The organism is Streptomyces tendae, from assembly GCF_014650435.1.
Taxonomy (GTDB): Bacteria; Actinomycetota; Actinomycetes; order Streptomycetales; family Streptomycetaceae; genus Streptomyces; species Streptomyces tendae.
On sequence record NZ_BMUY01000010.1, the window covers coordinates 274,057 to 292,675 of the forward strand.

An 18,619-nucleotide genomic window follows, 5' to 3' on the forward strand; every position below is an offset into this window, starting at 1 on the left:
GTGCCGCTTCCGGTCGCGGTGCGGCTGCCGGTCGGGGTGCGGGCGCGGTCACGACGACACGGCGGCCGTACGCCGCGTCGTGGGCGTACCGACGCCGTCGACGATCTCGCGCAGCACGTCGTCCGTGGACATCTCGCGCACCCACAACTCGGGGCGCAGCGACACCCGGTGGGCCAGCGCGGGCACCGCGAGGTCCTTGACGTCCTCCGGCACGACGTAGTCGCGGCCGTCCAGCACGGCGCGGGCGCGGGCGAGCTGGACCAGCGCGAGTCCGCCGCGCGGCGAGGCGCCGATGCTGATCTGGGGGTGCTCGCGGGTCGCGCCGACGAGCGCGACGGCGTACTCCAGCAGGTCGTCGTCGATCTCCACCCGCTCCACCACGGCCCGCCACGCCACCACGTCGTCCGGCCCGGCGAGCCGTTCGAGCACGGCCTCGGGCGCGGCCCGGTCGATCCGGGCCCGCAGCATCGCCAGCTCCTCCCCGGCGGTCAGATAGCCCATCCGCACCCGCAGCTGGAACCGGTCGAGCTGGGCCTCGGGCAGGGAGTAGGTGCCCTCGTACTCCACCGGGTTGGCCGTCGCGATCACCAGGAACGGGTCGGCGAGCGGCCGGGTCTCGCCGTCCACGGTCACCTGGGACTCGGCCATCGCCTCCAGCAGCGCGGCCTGGGTCTTCGGCGGCGTGCGGTTGATCTCGTCGGCGAGCAGCAGGTGCGTGAAGACTGGGCCCGGGTGGAACACCATCTCGCCGGTGCGCTGGTCGTACAGCGGCGTCCCGGTGACGTCGGACGGCAGCAGGTCGGGCGTGAACTGGATCCGGCGGAAGTCCAGGCCCAGCGTGGTGGCGAAGGACCGCGCGAGGAGCGTCTTGCCGAGCCCCGGCAGGTCCTCGACGAGGACGTGGCCGCCGGCCAGCACGCCCAGCATCACGAGTTCGAGGGCGTCCGACTTGCCGACGACGGCACGGCCGATCTCGCGCAGTACGGCACCGGCCTGCTCGCCGACCTGCTCGGCGGTGCGGAGCCGGTTCGTGGAGGGAGTCGTCACGTCGATTGGTCCTTACCGGTACGGGGGCTGCGGGGGCTAGGGGGTGTCGTTTGGATCTTGCCGGGGTCGCGGGGCCTGGCACGCGCATCTGCGGCGTTGTCGTCGGTTGCCAGGGCTCCGCCCTGTCGCCCTCCTCCGCCTTGCAGCTGCACGCACCAGGCCCCGCTCGGGTCGGCCACACGGTGCCGTCGCTCGGAGCCGTCCTGATCCAAACGACACCCCCTAGGGGCATGAGGGCCGCGGGTGCGGGGCGCGCCGAGTGCTTCGAGCCGGTCGACGAGGCGGCGCAGCACCTCGACGGGCACCTCGCCGTCGGGTCCGGTGCCCGGTGGCACGGTGCCGAGCCACGGCCACAGTTCGGGGCCGACCAACTCGGCCGCCCGCTCGGGCTGGTGCTCCAGGGACACGTGGTGGTGCTCGGCGAGCGCGGCGGCGTACAGGTGGCGCAGCTCGGCGCGGAGCACGGCCCGGTAGTAGAGGGCGCCGTCGGGTCCGGTGGAGGTGGTCACGTTCCGTCGCCACTCGCCCATGCCGGGCACCCGGGTCCGCAACAGCCGCACCTCGTCCCGGTACGCGGAGTCCAGGGCCCCGGCCCCGGCGACGTACCGGGCGGCGAGCAGGGCCACGGCGACGAGCAGCGCCACCAGGGCACCGGCCGCCTCGGCGCCGTCGAGGAGCAGGACGAGCAGGACGCCCGAACCGGCGAGCGCGCCGCCGAGCAGCCCGAGCCGGCGCAGCGTCAGCATGTCCTCTCCCGAGCCTCCCGCCGTGGGACGGTTCATCGCCGGGCCTCCGCGTTCCGGTCGTGCTGGCCGTGCGGGTCGTCCGGGCTTCCGTCCCGGTCGCCTTCGTGTGCGCCTTCGCGGGCGCCGAGCAGGGACGCGATCTCCTCGAGGGCGTCGGCCGCGGCCGCCCGGTGCGAGGCGTCCATCGGGTGCGAGGAGTAGCGCGCCTCGCGGAACAGCGCGGTGAGGCGCGGCGCCGCCGTGCCCGGTGCGAAACCGGCGCCGGCGGCGCGGGAGAGCAGGTCGGCGGGGCTGTCGGAGGCGTGGCGCGGCACACCGGACGCGGCCAGGGCGTCCTCCATCGCGGCGTAGCAGGCGATGACGGCCGCGCGGGCGTCGTCACCGGTCCCGGCCAGGGCGCGGCGGCCCGAGTGCACGGCGGACAGCAGCAGCCGCGCGTCGTCGTCCTGTGCGGCGGTGCCCGCGTGGCCGGGGCGCTGCGGCACCCGCAGCCCGAACCGGCGCAGTCTGCGCACGACGGCCACCACGACGAGCACGACGGCGACGGCGGCCAGCAGCGCGAGCACGAGGTACAGCGGCAGGGAGGAATGGTCCGTCGAACCGTGCCGCTGTTCGGGCGGGCGGGTGGCGAGGGTCGGCGTGGGCACCGGGTCCTGCGCGAGCGGCGGGGGAGGGCCCGAGGTGCTGTCGCCGGTGGAGAAGTGGTGCAGGACCAGGGCCAGGACGCCGATGACGCCCACCGTGGCGAGGAGCAGGGGCGCGGCCGCTTCCCGCAGCCGCTCCTCCCGCGGTGGCAGCGATAGCCGGTCGGCGCCGAAGCGGTGGCGGAGGTTCTGGACGAGTGTCCAGGCGCCGAAGGTCCAGACGACGGACACCGCGATCGCCACGAAGCCCCAGTGGCCGAGCGGCCCCCTGCCGGAGTGCAGCAGCCCTTGCTCGGGCCGCAGCGCGAGCGCGGCGACGGCCAGCGCACCGACCACCACGGCGGCGAGCACCACCCCCGGCGCCGCCCGGTGTCTCGTCCGCTCCCCGTGTTCCACACAGCCCCCAGCCGAACCCGTCGCCCCCCCGAACGCCTGTTCACGGCAATTTTGGCACATGCCGCCCGGTCAGCCGCCGGACAGGGTCCGCGCGATCGACCCGATCGTCCGCGGACCCACCCGGCAGCAGCCGCCCACCAGCCGGGCCCCGCGGTCCCGCCAGTCCCGCACCCGCTCGGCCGCGAACGACGAACGCCCGCGCCAGCCCCGGGCTCCCGCGTCCCACGTCTCGCCGCTGTTGGGATAGGCGACGACCGGTTTGCCGGTGACGCGGGCGGCGGTCTCCACCGCGCCGGACACGTCCTCGGGTGCACAGCAGTTGACGCCCACCGCGACCACCTCCGCCGCGTCGGCGGCCAGCGCGAACGCCTCCTCCAGCGGCTGACCGGCGCGCGTGCGGTCGCCCGCGACGGTGTACGACAGCCAGGCGGGCACGCCGAGTCCGCGCACCGCCCGCAGCAGGGCCGCCGCCTCGTCGGTGTCCGGGACCGTCTCCAGCGCGAGGACGTCGGGCCGGGCGGCCGCCAGAGCCTCCAGACGGGGCCGGTGGAACCGCTCCAGCTCGCCCGCGCCGAGGCCGTACCGCCCCCGGTACTCCGAGCCGTCCGCGAGCATCGCCCCGTACGGACCGGCCGACGCCGCCACCCACAGACGGCGGCCCGGGCGGCCCGCCCGCGCCCGGCGGGCGGCCTCCCGCGCCGACTCGACACCCAGGGCGAGCAGCTCGGCGGCCCGCTCCCGTCCGACGCCGCGCCGGGCGAAGCCCTCGAAGGTGGCCTGGTAGGTGGCGGTGATCGCCACCTCCGCGCCCGCCTCGAAGTAGGCGAGGTGGGCCCGCGTGAGCGCCTCGGGATCCTCGGCGAGCAGCCGGGCCGACCAGAGCGCGTCGCCCAGGTCGTGCCCGGCCGCCTCCAGCTCGTTGGACAGCCCGCCGTCGAGCACGAGCGGACCGGAGGCGAGGGCGTCGGCGAAGTCGCTGGTCATGCCTTCGAGGCTACGACCCCGCCGCCCGCGCTCCGGGGCCTTGTCCCCCGAGCGAGCTACGGGCAGGTGTCCACCGTGAGGTGACGATCTCCGGCCGCCGGATCCGTAGCGTCCTGTGCAGCAGCCGGGGCGCCGAAGTCCCGGGCCGGATCGAGGAGTTCCCGTGAGATTTGTCTGGCAGTTCCTGGCCGTGCTGGCGGCCTACGCCATCGGCGGTGCGGCCATCCAGGCGGTGAAGGACAACGACTGGCTCACCCTGGTCGTCGGACTCGCGGCGGCCGCGCTGGTGATCTACGTGTACGCCTGGGTGGTACGGAAGACGGAGCGCCGCCAGGCCCTGGACGTGGCCCTGGAGGGCGCCGGAGCCAAGTTCGGCTGGGGCACGCTGATCGGCGCCGGGATGTTCTCGGCCGTCATCGTGAACCTCTTCACCTCCGGGCACTACGAGGTCGACGGCCTGGGCTCGGTGCAGGGTGCGATCGGGCTGGTCGGCTTCATGGCCGGGGCCGCCGCGACGGAGGAGATCGTCTACCGCGGGGTGCTGTTCCGGATCATCGAGGAGCACATCGGCACCTACCTCGCGCTGGGACTGACCGGCCTGGTGTTCGGGCTCTCGCACCTGCTCAACGAGGACGCCACCCTGTGGGGCGCCGTCGCCATCGCCATCGAGGCCGGCTTCATGCTCGCCGCCGCGTACGCCGCCACCCGCAACCTGTGGCTGACGATCGGCGTGCACTTCGGCTGGAACTTCGCCGCGGGCGGCGTCTTCAGCACCGTCGTCTCCGGCAACGGCGACAGCGAGGGCCTGCTGGACGCCACGATGTCGGGTCCGAAGCTGCTCACCGGCGGCGACTTCGGCCCGGAGGGCAGCGTGTACTCGGTGGGCTTCGGGGTGCTGCTGACGCTGGTGTTCCTGTGGCTGGCGCACCGGCGCGGGAACGTCGTGCCGTTCGGAGCCCGGCGGCGTGCCGCGGGCGCCAACTCCGCCGCTACACTTCCCCGGTGATCGATCGCCGACGGGTCCTGGAGTTGTGGCGTCGACTCGACGTCACGGTCCGGGACCTTCCGCTCGGGGTGCTGCTGCTCGTCGCGTCGCTGGTGCCCGCGCTCCAGGGCCAGGGCACGGAGATCGGCGGCCTGCCGACCCGTTCCGCCGACGCACTGGCCGGGGTGGCGGCCGTCCTGCAGTCCATCCCGCTGGCCGTGCGCCGGCGGTGGACCCTCCTCTGCCTCGCCCTGGTCTCGCTCGGCTTCGCCCTCGACCAACTGCGCGGCTACCACCTCTTCGCGGGCGCCGCGCTCCCCATCGTGCTGATCAACGCGGGCTCCCACCAGGACAAGTACCGGCGCGCCACACAGGTCGCCGCCACCCTGGCGTACGTGGCCATGGCCGTCGGGCTGAACGCGCGCGGGGGCGACGAATCGCTGGTCGAGTACGTCACCTTCTACCTGATCCTTGCCCTGGCGTGGGGCATCGGCACCTGGATGCGCTCGGCGCGTGCCGCGGAGGCCGAACGCCGCGCCCGGGTCGCCGAGGACGCCCGCAACGCCGAACGCACCCGGATCGCCCGCGAGTTGCACGACGTCGTGACCCACCACGTGACGGCGATGGTCGTGCAGTCGGAGGCGGCCCGCTACCTGACCGCCGCGCCCGAGCGGCTGGACGAGACGCTGGCCGCCGTCAGCGACACCGGCCGCCGCGCCATCACCGACCTGCGGCACCTGCTCGACCTCCTCAACCCCGACCACGGCACCGCCGAGCCCAGGACACCCCCCGTCGGCCGGGTGCTCACGCTGGTCGAGCAGACCCGCCGGGCCGGGCAGCCGGTGGAGTTCACCGAGGAAGGCACCCCGGCGGCGGCGACCGGCAGCTCCGACCTCGTGGCGTACCGCGTCGTGCAGGAGGCCCTGACCAACGCCCTCAAGTACGACCACGGCGGCAGGACGTCGGTCCTGGTGCGCCACGGAGAACGGGAGATCACGGTGGAAGTGGGCACGGACGGCTCCGGCACGGGGGCCGCGTCCCCCGGGGGCAGCGGGCGGGGGCTGGCCGGTCTGCGGGAGCGGGTCGACGTGCTGGGCGGCGAGTTCAGCGCGGACCGTGCGCGCGACGGCGGCTTCGTCGTCCGGGCCCGGATACCCGGGGGCGGCGGGAGCGGCAAGGTCAGCGGGGGGAGCACGTCATGAGCGCGCCGGTCCGGGTCGTGATCTGCGACGACCAGGCACTGATCCGCACCGGTCTGACGACCATCGTCGACGCCCAGCCCGACCTGGAGGTGGTCGGCGAGTGCGGGGACGGGCAGGCCGGGGTCGACCTGGCCCGCGAACTGCGCCCGGACGTCGTGGTGATGGACATCCGCATGCCGGTGCTCGACGGCCTGGAGGCCACCCGCCTGCTCGCCGGCGCCGGGGTGGAGCACCCCGTCAAGGTGCTCGTGGTGACGACGTTCAACCTCGACGAGTACGTCTACGAGGCGCTGCGCGCGGGCGCCAGCGGCTTCCTGCTCAAGGACGCGCCGCCGGACCGGCTGCTGCACGGCATCCGCACCGTGGCCATGGGCGCGGCACTGCTCGACCCCGACGTGACGCGCCGCCTCGTCGGCCGGTACGCGGCCCGGATCCGCCCCGCCGAGGGCACCGCTCAGGACATCCCGCTGACCCCCCGGGAGATGGAGGTCCTGCGCCTGATCGCGGACGGACTGTCCAACAGCGAGATCGCCTCGGCCCTCGTGATCAGCCCCGAGACCGTCAAGACCTTCGTGTCCCGCATCCTCACCAAACTCGACCTCCGCGACCGCGTCCAGGCAGTCGTCTTCGCCTACCGCCACGGGCTGGTGACCTAGGGGGACCCGCCCGGGCGCCGCACGGGACACTTCGGCCGCCACCGAAGGAACCGGGACCTAGCGTTCGGGGCATGAGCGACACGCACACTGTCACCGCACCCGCACCCGCACCCGCACCCGCACCCGCCGACGCCGTCACCGGCATGGTCGGCCACGTCCTGGACCTGGCCGCCACCTGGACCCGCTGGGACGGGACGCCCGCCCACGTCGACGGCCGCGTCTACACCCCGCACAAGGCGGTCCGGCGGGTCGCCGACCACATGGTGGACCACCTCGCGGAGCTGGAGGCCCGGCTGGCGGGCGAGGAGACCCAGCCCGACCACTGGCACGCCTCCCTGGTCACCACGGACGCGGACCGCGCCGCCTTCACCGCCGAGGACCTGGACGAGGCCCGCAGCCGCCTCACCCGGCTCGCCCGCATCTGGGCCAACCGCCTCGAAGCGCTCACCGACGAACAGCTCGACCACTCGCCCGGCGAGGGCTGGAGCTTCCGCGAACTCGCCGCGCACCTCGCGGAGTCCGTGTACTACGCCGACGCGGTGGGCGACCTCTCGTGAGCGTGACCGTGACCGCCTTCGCCGCCCTGCACCGCGCCGGTGAGCCCCTGCTGCTGCCCTGCGCCTGGGACCACGCCTCTGCGCTCGCCCTCGCGGGGCAGGGCTTCCACGCCGTCGGCACGACCAGCCTCGGCGTCGCGGCGGCGGCAGGACTGCCCGACGGGGCCTCGGCGACCCGCGACGAGACCCTGCGGCTGGCCCTCACCCTCGGTTCGGCCCCCTTGCTGCTCTCCGTCGACGCGGAGGACGGCTTCAGCGACGACCCGGACGAGGTCGGGGAGTTCGCCCGGGAGCTGGTGGCGGCCGGCGCCGTCGGGATCAACCTCGAGGACGGTCTGGGGCCGGTGGACCGGCACGCCGCGAAGATCGCCGCGGTCCGCTCCGCCGCCCCCGGCCTCTTCGTCAACGCCCGTACGGACACGTACTGGTCGGGCGACGGCGACCCGGCGGAGACGGTGCGGCGCCTGGAGGCATACCGCGAGGCCGGCGCCGACGGCGTCTTCGTCCCCGGACTCACCGACCCCGCCCGCATCGCCTCCCTCGCCGCCCACTTCGACGTGCCCCTCAACGTCCTGTACTCGCCCGCCGGCCCCACCCTCGCCCACCTGGCCGACCTCGGCGTAGGCCGCGTCAGCCTCGGCTCGCTGCTCTACCGGCGCGCGCTGGGCGCCGCCCTGGAGACGGCCACCGGCATCCGCTCGGGCCGGACCCCGGACGGCCCGACACCCACGTACGACGAGGTGCGCACGCCGGGCTGACCCGCCTGCCTGTCTGCCGCGTCGACCTACGCGCGCGGCCAGTTCTCCAGCGCCACGTGCAGGGCCTCGACCACCTTGTCCCAGGACGCCTGTACGTCGCGCGGGGCGCCGAAGCCGCCGGAGGCCTCCAGGGCGCAGTACCCGTGGAAGGTGGAGCGCAGCAGGCGCACCGCGTCCGTGAGGTCGGGCTCGGTCAGGCCGTAGGCGCGCAGCATGCCGTGGGTGATCTCGGCGGTGCGGCGCAGGGCGGGGGAGTCGGTGACCAGGGACTGGTCGACGCGGATCTGGGTGGCGGCGTAGCGGCCGGGGTGGCGCAGGGCGTACGCCCGGTAGGCGCCCGCGAAGGCGGCCAGCGCCTCCTTCCCGGCCCGGCCCGCCACCGCCCCGGCGATCTCCTCGATCAACTCGCCGCCGGCCAGCAGCGCGACCCGCACGCGCAGGTCCTGGAGACCGCGCACGTGCGTGTACAGGCTGGCGTCCTTCACCCCGAAGTGCCGGGCGAGCGCCGAGACGGTGACCGCCTCGAAGCCGGACGCGTCGGCGAGATCGGCGGCCGCGGCGACGACACGGTCCGTGGTAAGACCCACTCGGGGCATGGGCCACCTTCCTGCAACCTAGGATTCCTAGGTTTCATGCTAGGTCAGGGCGGGCGGCAGTCGCGGATCACCCGCGAGTCGTTCAATGTTCACCTTCCGCGCCGATTCTCCTCGGAGCCGCGCACGGCGGCGGTCTTCGGGAGGAACAGGCATGGGGCACGGACACGGACACACCCACGGTCATCACCACCACGGGCACCCGCACGACCACGAGCACGACACCGCGCCGGCCCTGCCCGCCGCCTTCGACACCAGCGTCCCCGACGAGGCCCTCAGTCCCGAACAGCAGTCGCGCCGCGGTCTGCTGCGCCGGGCGGGACTGCTCGGCGCCGGTCTGGCCGCCGGTACCGTCCTCGCCCAGACCGCCACCGCCGCCCCCGCGCAGGCCGCGAGCAACGGCCGCCGCAAGAAGGGCTTCCTCTGGCTGGCCGGCGACCACCACATCCACACCCAGTACAGCAGCGACGGCAAGTACCGCGTCGTCGACCAGGTCCGCCAGGGCGCCCGGCACGGCATGGACTGGCTGGTCATCACCGACCACGGCAGCAGCACCCACGCCAAGATCGGTGTGGAGAAGGTCAACCCGGACATCCGCGAGGCCCGCGACGCCCACGAGGACACCCTCGTCTTCCAGGGCCTGGAGTGGAACATCCCGGCCGCCGAGCACGGCACCGTCTTCGTCCACCCCGGCAAGCACGAGGTCTCCGTCCTCAAGCAGTTCGAGACCGACTACGACGGCAGCGTCAAGGGCGCCGGCGACTCCACCCCCGCCAACGAGGCCCTCGCCATCGCCGGACTCTCCTTCCTCGCCGACCAGGTCAAGCGGCGCAAGGTCAAGGACGCCCTGATGCTCGCCAACCACCCGGCGCGCAAGGGCATCGACTCCCCGCACGAGATCCGCGCCTGGCGCGACGCCACCTCCCGCGGCCACCAGATCGCCGTCGGCTTCGAGGGCGCCCCGGGCCACCAGGCGGGCGGCCTGCCGAAGCCGCTGGGCCCGGGCGGCGCCCGCGGCATCTACGACGGCAGCCCCAGCGCCAACTCCTTCGCCGGCTACCCCCTGGAGAGCTACCGCACCTGGGGCGGCTTCGACTGGATGACCGCCACCGTCGGCGGCCTGTGGGACAGCCTCATCGCCGAGGGCCGCCCCTGGTGGATCACCGCCAACTCCGACTCGCACCAGGTCTACGCCGACACCGGCGCCCGCGGCGGCGGCGACTTCAACGCCAACGGCCGCTACGACGACCCGGTCTACGCCGGGCAGATCGACATCACCCAGAACGACTTCTGGCCCGGCCAGTACAGCCGCACCCACGTCGGCTCCGACGGCTTCTCCTACGCCGCCGTCATGGACGGCATCCGCGCCGGCCGCGTCTGGGTCGACCACGGGCAGCTCGTCAGCGGCCTCGACGTCCGCGTCTCGGGCGGCGGCCGCTGGGCCACGCTCGGCGGCGCCCTGCACGTCCGCAAGGGCACCCGGGTCACCCTGTCCATCGACGTCGCGCTGGCCGGCGGCCCCAACTGGGCGGGCTTCGTCCCCAAGCTGGCCCGCGTGGACGTCATCCAGGGCGACGTGACGGGACCGGCCGCCGACAAGGACACCTTCACCGCGCCGTCCGCCCGGGTCGTCAAGTCGTACGAGGTGACCGAGGCGAACACGGACAGCGGCACCGTCCGCCTCACCTACGACCTCGGCCGCGTCGACCACCCCGTCTACGTCCGCACCCGCGGCACCGACGGCAACCGCTCCGCAGCCGGCGCACTCGGTGCCAAGGTCGACCCGGCCGGCCCCGCCATCGACGTCGTCGGCGACGCCGACCCGTGGCGCGACCTGTGGTTCTACTCCAACCCCGTGTGGGTCCTGCCGTCGTGACACCGCCCACCGCGCCATACGTCCTCGGCGTCGACACCGACGCGACGACCCTGCGGGAGGCCGACCACCTGCTCCGGGCGCTGGCGGCCGAACTCGCCCTCCCCGAGGGTGTCTTCGGCTGCACGCACCTGGTGCGGGACGGCCGCCCGCGGGTCGCCCTGTCCCTCGCCGTCGAGGCGGAGCCGGTCCTGCGCACCGCCCGGGACCGGCTCACCGCCCGGGGGTACGAGGTCCGCGACGGCGCCTGGGACGAGACCGGCCGCGCCGTCCTCTACCCGGGCGCGGCCGTTCTCACCGGCACCCTCACGGTCGCCGAGCTGCTCGCCCGCTCCGCGATCGACCGGGTGACCGTCCTGGGCACACCGCACGAGCCCGCCCCGGACACCCGGCTGGTCACCCGGGACCACGTCCGCCCGCACTGGCAGGGCGGCCGACTGGTCCTGGCCGCCATGCCCGCGGTGGGCGGCACCCTGGTGCCCTTCGAGGACCCCGACCCGACACCCTGCTGCGCCGACCACTGACCCGGGCCCGCCCGACCCGAGGGGCGCGGGGTGCTCAGCCCGCGAGCACCCCGCGCACGAACGCGTTGGTGAACTTCCCCGCCGGATCCAGCGCCGTCACCAGGGCCCCGAAGTCGCCCAGGCGCGGATACAGCGCGCGCAGTCCGTCCGCCGGGGTCGTGAACACCTTCCCCCAGTGCGGGCGGGCCGAGAACGGGGCGAGCGCCTCCTCCAGCCGCCGCACCACCGGCAGCACCGCGGCCGTGTCCTCGACCCAGGTGAAGTGCGCCGCCACCGTGTCCCTGCCGTAGGAAGGGCTCAGCCACTGCGCGTCGGCGGCGACCGTGCGGATCTCGCAGGTCTGCAGCACCGGCGCCAGGGTCTCCCGTATCGCGTCCATCGCGTGCAGGGCGGCCAGGGCGTGCTCCCGGGGCATCAGGTACTCCGACTGCAGCTCGGCGCCGCTGCTGGGCGTGAACTCGGCCCGGAAGTGCGGCAGCCGCTCGTGCCAGGGACCGGGCACCCCGAACTGCTCCGTGCAGTTGACCGCGGGCATGCCCGGCACCGGGTGCATCTTCTCGACGGCCGGTGCCGCGTACGGGAAGCCGTCCAGCGGCCGGTCGGTGCGCCGCTTCAGCCACACCTGCCGGAAACCGGGCGCCCGCCAGTCGGTGAACAGACTCACGCTGTACGCCGCCGCCATCACGGTCTCGAACGTCGCGGTGTCCAGCCCGGCCAGCGGCAGCTCGGTGAAGACGTGCTGCTCCACCTCGTAGGCGGGCTCCAGATCGAGTGTGAGCGAGGTCACCACCCCCAGCGCGCCGAGCGAGGTCACCGCCCCGCCGAACCGCTCGTCGCCCCGCGCGATCACCACGGTCGAACCGTCCGCGGCGACCAGCTCCACCTCGCGCACCACCGACGCCAGCGAACCGTTGCCCACCCCGGAGCCGTGCGTTCCGGTCGCCACCGACCCGGCGACCGAGATGTGCGGCAGCGAGGCCATGTTCGGCAGCGCGAGACCCCGCGCGTGCACCAGCCGGGCCAGCTCCGCGTACCGCACACCGCCGCCGACCCGCACCGTACGGGCCGCCGTGTCCACGTCCACCTCGGCCGGCAGGTCCGCCAGCGACAGCAGGACGCCCTCGGCACCCGGCTCGGCGATCTCGTTGAAGGAGTGCCCGCTGCCCAGCACCCGCACCCTGGCGCTGTCCGCCACCAGGGCCCGCAGGGCGTCCACGGAGCGCGGTCGCAGCAGCTCCTTGGCCGTGTACGTGATGTTGCCGGCCCAGTTGGTCACCGTGATGTCGCTCATAGCGCGGAAACCTACCCGGCGCGTCTGGAGGGGCCCCGGGCGGGAAGCCTCTCCCGCGGGGGCATACCGTGAGAAGTCGAACGCCGGACCCGGGAGGAGACACGGGATGGACAGCCGTACCGCGCTGGTCGAGGATCTGATGGAGCGGTTCCCGCACGTACCGCGCGAGGCCGTCTTCAAGGAGGACCTGCTGCGCGGCGGTGTCGCCTTCGACCCCTCCGCCCTCAGTGACAACGAGGACGGCGAGGTCAAGCCGAAGTCGTACTTCATCTTCTCCTTCGACCACGGCACCCTGCCCGAGCTGGGCGAGGCCGCCCTGCGCCGCCCGCCCGAGGAGATCATCCTCACCGGCGGCCCCTACGACCTGCGCCGCACCGTCGTCTCGGTGCGGGTGAACCCGTCCTCCCCCTACCGCGTGGCGGCCGACGAGCACAACCAGCTCGGCCTCTACCTCGACGGCAAGCGCATCGCCGACGTCGGCGTGCCGCCCATGCCCGAGTACTACCGGCACAAGCTCTCCAACGGGAAGTCGGTCATGGAGGTGGCCCCGACCATCCAGTGGGGCTACCTGATCTACCTGACCGCGTTCCGCGTCTGCCAGTACTTCGGCGCCAAGGAGGAGTGCCAGTACTGCGACATCAACCACAACTGGCGCCAGCACAAGGCCGCAGGGCGGCCGTACACGGGCGTGAAGGACGTCGACGAGGTCCTCGAGGCGCTGGAGATCATCGACAAGTACGACACCGCCAAGATCTCCACCGCGTACACCCTCACCGGCGGCGCGATCACGTCGAAGGTCCAGGGTCTGGACGAGGCCGACTTCTACGGCCGGTACGCCAAGGCCATCGAGGAGCACTTCCCCGGCCGCTGGATCGGCAAGGTCGTCGCCCAGGCCCTGCCCAAGCCGGACGTCCAGCGCTTCAAGGACTACGGCGTGCAGATCTACCACCCCAACTTCGAGGTGTGGGACGAGTACCTGTTCAAGATGTACTGCCCCGGCAAGGAGCGCTACGTCGGCCGCGACGAGTGGCACAAGCGCATCCTGGACTCCACCGAGGTCTTCGGCGCCCGCAACGTCATCCCCAACTTCGTCGCGGGCGTGGAGATGGCCGAGCCCTTCGGCTTCAAGACCGTCGACGAGGCCATCGCGTCCACCACCGAGGGCCTGCGCTTCTTCATGTCGCACGGCATCACGCCCCGCTTCACCACCTGGTGCCCCGAGCCCACCACCCCGCTCGGCAAGACCAACCCCGACGGCGCCCCGCTGGAGTACCACATCCGCCTGCTCCAGGCATACCGCCAGACCATGGAGGACTACGGCCTCTCCTCGCCCCCCGGCTACGGCCCGCCCGGCGCCGGCAACGCGGTCTTCTCGGTCAGCTCCTTCATGGACAGCCTGCCGGCGGACGCGCCCGTGGAGGTCTGAGCGGACGGTTGGTGGTTATTCGGTGGCGCGGCCCTCGGGCACGCGGCTAAGGTGACCGATGTTCGAGCGGCGGCCCCACCGGCCGCCGACAGGGGTCTTGCTGAGGAGGTGTCGACCAATGGCTGTCACTGTGATGGGCGCTGCCCGCATCCAGGAGTCCATCGAGTCCACCTCCGTGGCCACCGGCTGATCTCAGCCGCTCCCTGAGTTCTCGCGCCGGGGCCGCACCCTGAAGGGTCACCCCTTGACTTCCACGTCTTCCAACTCCAGCCACTCCGCCCTGTCCTCGTACGGCTGGGACGAGAACTGGGCCGACGCGTTCGCCCCCCACGCCGCCGAAGGGCTGCTGCCCGGCCGGGTCGTGCGGGTCGACCGCGGGCAGTGCGACGTCGTCACCGCGGACGGCGTCCTGCGCGCCGACACCGCGTTCGTCACGCCCCACGACCCGCTGCGCGTCGTCTGCACCGGCGACTGGGTCGCCGTCGAACCGGCCGGCAACCCGCGCTACGTACGGACGTACCTGCCCCGCCGTACCGCCTTCGTGCGCTCCACCTCGTCCAAGCGGTCCGAGGGGCAGATCCTCGCGGCCAACGTCGACCACGCGATCGTCGCCGTGTCGCTCGCGGTCGAGCTGGACCTCGCCCGGATCGAACGGTTCCTCGCCCTCGCCTGGGAATCCGGGGCGCAGCCCGTGGTGGTCCTCACCAAGGCCGACCTCGTGCCCGACCCGGTGACCCTGGCGTACCTCGTCCAGGACGTGGAGACCGCCGCACCCGGCGTGCCGGTGCTGTCCGTCAGCGCCGAGCAGGGCGAGGGGCTCGACGTGCTCGCCGCCGTCGTCTCGGGCGGCACGGCCGTGCTGCTCGGCCAGTCCGGCGCCGGCAAGTCCACCCTCGCCAACGCGCTGCTCGGCGAGGACGCCATGGACGTCCAGGCCACCCGCGACGTCGACGGCAAGGGCCGGCACACCACCACCACCCGCAACCTCCTCGCCATGCCCGGCGGGGGCGTGCTGATCGACACCCCCGGACTGCGGGGCGTCGGGCTCTGGGACGCGGGCAACGGGGTGGACCAGGTGTTCGCCGAGATCGCGGAGCTGGCCGAGGAGTGCCGGTTCCACGACTGCGCCCACGAGAGCGAGCCGGGCTGCGCCGTCCTGGCCGCCATCGACAGCGGTGCGCTTCCTGAGCGGCGGCTGGAGAGCTACCGCAAGCTGATGCGGGAGAACCAGCGCATCGTCGCCAAGACCGACGCCCGGGTGCGGGCCGAGATCCGGAAGGAGTACAAGCGCCGGGGCGCCATCGGCAAGGCGGCGATGGAGGCCAAGCGGGGCGGCCTGCGGTAGCCAGGCGGCCGCACCGACGCCATGTCCGATTTCCGCCAGCCCGGTTCTCCGGTCTGGCGGAGACTGGACGGCGTGACACCACAGACAGCGCAGACAGTGCGGACAACGGAGTACGCGGACGAGCACGAGGACGTCCGGTACGAGGCCGTGCGGAGCCGGGACGCCCGGTTCGACGGCGCGTTCTTCTTCGCCGTCGAGACCACCGGCATCTACTGCCGGCCCAGCTGCCCCGCCGTCACACCGAAGCGGCGCAACGTGCGGTTCTTCGCGACGGCCGCCGCCGCGCAGGGCTCGGGCTTCCGGGCCTGCCGGCGGTGCCGTCCCGACGCCGTGCCGGGCTCCGCGGACTGGAACGTCCGCGCCGACGTCGTCGGCCGGGCCATGCGGCTGATCGGCGACGGCGTCGTCGACCGCGAGGGCGTCGCCGGACTCGCCGTCCGGCTCGGCTACAGCGCCCGCCAGGTGCAGCGCCAGCTCACCGCCGAGGTGGGCGCGGGACCCGTGGCCCTCGCCCGCGCCCAGCGGTCGCACACCGCACGCGTCCTGTTGCAGACCACCGGCCTGCCGGTCACCGAGATCGCCTTCGCGTCCGGTTTCGCCAGCGTGCGGCAGTTCAACGACACGATCCGGGCCGTGTACGCGGCCACCCCGAGCGAGCTGCGCGCCGCCGCCCCCGCCCGCGACCGGGCCGCCCGGCGCACGGCCACCCCCTCCGCCGGTGTGCCGCTGCGGCTCGCGCACCGGGGCCCCTACCAGTCCGGCCCCGTCTTCGACCTGCTCCAGCGTGAGGCCGTGGCCGGCGTCGAGGAGGTGAGCGGCGCCACCGGCCGCCGCGTCTACCGGCGCACCCTGCGCCTGCCGTACGGCACCGGGATCGTCGCCGTCCAGGAACGGCCGGGCGGGCCGGATCGCCGGGGCGCCGGCAGCGGGGGCTGGCTGGAGGCCCGCCTCCACCTCACCGACCTGCGCGACCTGACCACCGCCGTGCAGCGGCTGCGGCGGCTGTTCGACCTCGACGCCGATCCGTACGCCGTCGACGAGCGGCTCGGCGCCGACCCCCGGCTCGCCCCGCTGGTCGCGGCCCGCCCCGGACTGCGCTCACCGGGCACCGCCGACCCCGACGAACTGGCCGTACGGGCCCTGGTGGGGCGCGCGGCGGCCGAGCGACTCGTCCAGCGGTACGGAAAGGCGCTCGACGCGCCCTGCGGCACCCTCACCCACCTCTTCCCCGAACCGGCGGTCCTCGCCGGGGCCGCGCCGGACGGCACCGCGGGCGCGCTCGCCGCCGCCCTCGCCGACGGCGCCGTACGCCTGGACCCGGGCGCCGACCGGGACGACGCCGAGCGCGCCCTGCTCGCCGTGCCCGGCCTGGACGCCCGTACCGTCGCCGTCGTGCGCACCCGCGCCCTCGGCGACCCGGACGTCGCCCCGCCCGGCGCCGCCGTCCCCGACACCTGGCGCCCCTGGCGCTCGTACGCACTGAACCACCTGCGCGCAGCAGGAGAGTGGGAGAACGACCGATGACCACGACCACGCCGACGACCACGACCACGACCACGACCACGAGCATCCACGCCGAGACGTACTGGTACGAGATGGACAGCCCCGTCGGGCGGCTGCTCCTCACCGCCGCCGCCGACGGCGCGCTCACCTCCCTGTCCGTGCCCGGGCAGAAGGGCGGCCGGAGCGTCCGGGACGGGTGGCGGCACGACGCCGGGCCCTTCCGGGCGGCCGAGGAGCAGCTCGGCGCCTACTTCGCCGGGGAGCTGACCGAGTTCCGGCTGCCGCTGCGCGCCGAGGGCACCGCCTTCCGGGAGCGGGTGTGGGCCGCCCTGGACGACGTGCCCTACGGGGCGACGACGACGTACGGCGAGATCGCCGCGCGCATCGGGGCCTCGCGACCCGCGGTGCGCGCCGTCGGGGGCGCGATCGGCGCGAATCCGCTGCTGATCCTGCGCCCCTGCCACCGGGTGATCGGCGCCGACGGCTCCCTGACCGGGTACGCGGGCGGGCTGGAACGCAAGACGCGGCTGCTGTCGCTGGAGGGCGCCCCGGTCAGCCGGCCAGTACCGCACCCAGCCACGCCCCGGTGATCAGCAGGCAGGCGAACAGCTCGGTCAGCAGGTCGGCACCGCCCTGGCGCATCGCGGTCCGCAGCGACGCCATCGCCTCCCCGTGCCGCCCGAGGCGCAGCCGCTCGGCGAGGTAGATGCCGCCCATGAACCCGGGGATCGCGCCGAGCACCGGGACGAGGACGAAGCCGAGGACGGCGCCGGCGCCCGCATAGGCCGTCAGCCGCCGCATCGCCTCGTCGCGGCGTCTCCTGCGGGTCGGCAGCGCCCAGCGCACCGCCCGGGACAGCAGCAGCACGACGGTGGAGCCGACCAGGACCGCCCAGGAGAGAGGCTGCGGATCCTTCAGCGCCCACCACAGGACCCCGGCCCACACCAGCCACGACCCGGGCACGCCGGGCAGCAGGACGCCGCACAGCCCGAGCAGGATGACCAGGCCGGCCAGCAGGAGGTCCCACGCTCCCATCTGTCCAGGGTGCAGGAGTCCGGCCCGGTCCGCAGAACTCCGGCCCGGCGGGGGAGGACTCCTCAGTGCTTTCTGGCCACCCAGTCCCTTTCATACGCGTGCCAGCCCAGTTGGAGCCGGGTGGTGACCCCGGTCAGCTCCATCAGGCGCTTCACCCGCCGCTGCACGGTCCTGAGGCCCAGGTCGAGCTGCTTGGCCACGCTCGCGTCGGTCAGGCCGGCGAGCAGCAGGGAGAGGATCTCAAGGTCGGTGCCGTCGGGGGCGTCCGGGCCGTGCTCGGTCACGCCGGACCCGCCCAGCCGCAGCGGGAGGGCGTCCCGCCACACGGCCTCGAACAGCCCCGACAGCAGTTCGAGCAGGCCGCTGGCGTGCACCACCAGGGCGGCGGGCTCCGAGGAGTGCGCGGTGAGCGGCACCAGGGCGAGGGAGCGGTCGGCGACGACCAGCTTGGTCGGCACCCGGTCCACGACCCTGACCTGCTCGTCGCGGCCCAGCGCGGCGGTCAGCTCGGTGATGCCGGTCGGCAGGTCCAGGACCGACCGCTCGACCACCACGCGGTAGCGGACCCCGCGCCCGGTGGCCTGCTCCTCCGCGTCGTTCTCCATGCCGGTCACGGCGACCGGCTTGTCGGTGACCAGGGCGCACACCTCCTCGCTCGCGCCGAGCTGGAGCTGGAGGAAGCGCTGGGCGACGGCCGCGGCGCCGGTCACCACCTCCACCAGGTCGTGCACCGCGGGCTCGGCCGCCGCCGCCCGGTACTCCTCCGCCAGCAGCGCCGCGGCCAGCTCCGCCCGCTCCAGCTCGTGCCTCTGCTGGGTGAGCAGGGCGCCCAGCGCGACGCCCGGCGGGGCCGCGACCCAGCGTCCGGGGCGGGCCGAGGACTGGGCGGCGAGCCCGTTCTGCTCCAGGCGGCGCAGCGCGCGCTCGGTCTCCCGCTCGCCGAGCGCCAGCCGCCGCGCCAGATCGGGGACGTCGGCCGCGCCCACCGACACCAGCGCCCGGTACGCCGCCTCGTGCGTGTCCTCCAGCCCCAGCACTCCCAGCATCAGGCGTC

General features: G+C 74.2%; 19 protein-coding genes. 11 read left to right on the forward strand and 8 right to left on the reverse strand.

Translation table 11 applies throughout. The annotated features are described in order from the left end of the window. Nucleotides 1-48: 48 nt before the first annotated feature. From IE258_RS26400 to mmuM, 4 genes are all read right to left on the reverse strand, one after another. Nucleotides 49-1,047, reverse strand: a complete 999-nt coding sequence (locus IE258_RS26400) for an AAA family ATPase (RefSeq protein ID WP_189747400.1) — start codon at nucleotides 1,045-1,047, stop codon at nucleotides 49-51. Next, nucleotides 1,044-1,829, reverse strand: a complete 786-nt coding sequence (locus tag IE258_RS26405) for a hypothetical protein (protein WP_229892422.1) — start codon at nucleotides 1,827-1,829, stop codon at nucleotides 1,044-1,046. Before IE258_RS26405 ends, IE258_RS26400 begins: the two co-directional genes overlap by 4 nt. Then, nucleotides 1,826-2,833, reverse strand: a complete 1,008-nt coding sequence (locus IE258_RS26410; RefSeq protein ID WP_229892424.1) for a DUF4129 domain-containing protein — start codon at nucleotides 2,831-2,833, stop codon at nucleotides 1,826-1,828. Before IE258_RS26410 ends, IE258_RS26405 begins: the two co-directional genes overlap by 4 nt. A gap of 69 nt (nucleotides 2,834-2,902) precedes the next feature. Continuing rightward, nucleotides 2,903-3,817 (reverse strand): homocysteine S-methyltransferase, encoded by a 915-nt coding sequence (mmuM, locus tag IE258_RS26415; RefSeq protein ID WP_189747404.1) that lies wholly within the window; start codon nucleotides 3,815-3,817, stop codon nucleotides 2,903-2,905. A 163-nt stretch (nucleotides 3,818-3,980) separates the two neighbouring features. Here mmuM and IE258_RS26420 point away from each other — a divergent pair, with 163 nt between their 5' ends. The 5 genes from IE258_RS26420 to IE258_RS26440 all read left to right on the forward strand — a co-directional run bounded on the left by IE258_RS26420 (nucleotide 3,981) and on the right by IE258_RS26440 (nucleotide 7,975). Beyond that, nucleotides 3,981-4,823, forward strand: a complete 843-nt coding sequence (locus IE258_RS26420; RefSeq protein WP_189747406.1) for a CPBP family intramembrane glutamic endopeptidase — start codon at nucleotides 3,981-3,983, stop codon at nucleotides 4,821-4,823. After that, nucleotides 4,820-6,004, forward strand: coding sequence for a sensor histidine kinase (locus IE258_RS26425; protein WP_189747408.1), 1,185 nt, complete (start codon nucleotides 4,820-4,822; stop codon nucleotides 6,002-6,004). Before IE258_RS26420 ends, IE258_RS26425 begins: the two co-directional genes overlap by 4 nt. Beyond that, nucleotides 6,001-6,660, forward strand: coding sequence for a response regulator (locus IE258_RS26430; protein ID WP_189747410.1), 660 nt, complete (start codon nucleotides 6,001-6,003; stop codon nucleotides 6,658-6,660). The genes IE258_RS26425 and IE258_RS26430 overlap by 4 nt, the downstream gene beginning before the upstream one ends. Nucleotides 6,661-6,731: 71 nt before the next feature. Further along, entirely contained in the window at nucleotides 6,732-7,217 is a 486-nt protein-coding gene (locus IE258_RS26435) for a hypothetical protein (RefSeq protein ID WP_189747412.1), read from the forward strand. Between the two features lie 2 nt (nucleotides 7,218-7,219). Then, the gene (locus IE258_RS26440; protein ID WP_189747632.1) at nucleotides 7,220-7,975 is read left to right on the forward strand and encodes an isocitrate lyase/PEP mutase family protein; all 756 of its coding nucleotides are present in this window, start codon (nucleotides 7,220-7,222) and stop codon (nucleotides 7,973-7,975) included. 26 nt (nucleotides 7,976-8,001) lie between these two features. On the opposite strand, the gene IE258_RS26445 is transcribed toward IE258_RS26440, so the two are convergent. Next, nucleotides 8,002-8,571: a TetR/AcrR family transcriptional regulator gene (locus tag IE258_RS26445; protein ID WP_189747414.1), complete on the reverse strand. Its 570-nt coding sequence runs from the start codon at nucleotides 8,569-8,571 to the stop codon at nucleotides 8,002-8,004. A 151-nt stretch (nucleotides 8,572-8,722) separates the two neighbouring features. Here IE258_RS26445 and IE258_RS26450 point away from each other — a divergent pair, with 151 nt between their 5' ends. After that, a complete protein-coding gene (locus IE258_RS26450; protein WP_189747416.1) occupies nucleotides 8,723-10,444 on the forward strand; it encodes a PHP domain-containing protein in 1,722 nt (573 codons plus the stop codon). Beyond that, nucleotides 10,441-10,965, forward strand: coding sequence for a hypothetical protein (locus IE258_RS26455; RefSeq protein WP_189747418.1), 525 nt, complete (start codon nucleotides 10,441-10,443; stop codon nucleotides 10,963-10,965). Before IE258_RS26450 ends, IE258_RS26455 begins: the two co-directional genes overlap by 4 nt. 34 nt (nucleotides 10,966-10,999) lie before the next feature. Here IE258_RS26455 and aldO read toward each other — a convergent pair whose 3' ends face one another. After that, nucleotides 11,000-12,256: an alditol oxidase gene (gene aldO / locus IE258_RS26460; protein WP_189747420.1), complete on the reverse strand. Its 1,257-nt coding sequence runs from the start codon at nucleotides 12,254-12,256 to the stop codon at nucleotides 11,000-11,002. Nucleotides 12,257-12,362: 106 nt separating this feature from the next. Between aldO and IE258_RS26465 the strand changes: the two genes are divergently transcribed. The 4 genes from IE258_RS26465 (at nucleotide 12,363) to IE258_RS26480 (ending at nucleotide 17,120) form a co-directional block, all read left to right on the forward strand. Next, nucleotides 12,363-13,682 carry a radical SAM protein gene (locus IE258_RS26465; RefSeq protein WP_189747422.1) on the forward strand — a complete coding sequence of 440 codons (1,320 nt, stop codon included), beginning with the start codon at nucleotides 12,363-12,365 and terminating at the stop codon, nucleotides 13,680-13,682. Between the two features lie 244 nt (nucleotides 13,683-13,926). Then, nucleotides 13,927-15,027, forward strand: a complete 1,101-nt coding sequence (rsgA, locus tag IE258_RS26470; RefSeq protein WP_189747424.1) for a ribosome small subunit-dependent GTPase A — start codon at nucleotides 13,927-13,929, stop codon at nucleotides 15,025-15,027. 21 nt (nucleotides 15,028-15,048) lie between these two features. Beyond that, nucleotides 15,049-16,551, forward strand: a complete 1,503-nt coding sequence (locus tag IE258_RS26475; protein ID WP_229892426.1) for a DNA-3-methyladenine glycosylase 2 family protein — start codon at nucleotides 15,049-15,051, stop codon at nucleotides 16,549-16,551. Next, the gene (locus IE258_RS26480; protein WP_189747427.1) at nucleotides 16,548-17,120 is read left to right on the forward strand and encodes a methylated-DNA--[protein]-cysteine S-methyltransferase; all 573 of its coding nucleotides are present in this window, start codon (nucleotides 16,548-16,550) and stop codon (nucleotides 17,118-17,120) included. The genes IE258_RS26475 and IE258_RS26480 overlap by 4 nt, the downstream gene beginning before the upstream one ends. Here the strand turns inward: IE258_RS26480 and IE258_RS26485 are convergent. Both IE258_RS26485 and IE258_RS26490 read right to left on the reverse strand, forming a co-directional pair. Then, nucleotides 17,083-17,565, reverse strand: coding sequence for a DUF456 domain-containing protein (locus IE258_RS26485; RefSeq protein WP_159328132.1), 483 nt, complete (start codon nucleotides 17,563-17,565; stop codon nucleotides 17,083-17,085). The genes IE258_RS26480 and IE258_RS26485 overlap by 38 nt on opposite strands. 62 nt (nucleotides 17,566-17,627) lie before the next feature. After that, a complete protein-coding gene (locus tag IE258_RS26490) occupies nucleotides 17,628-18,611 on the reverse strand; it encodes a helix-turn-helix transcriptional regulator (RefSeq protein ID WP_159328237.1) in 984 nt (327 codons plus the stop codon). Nucleotides 18,612-18,619 lie beyond the last annotated feature (8 nt).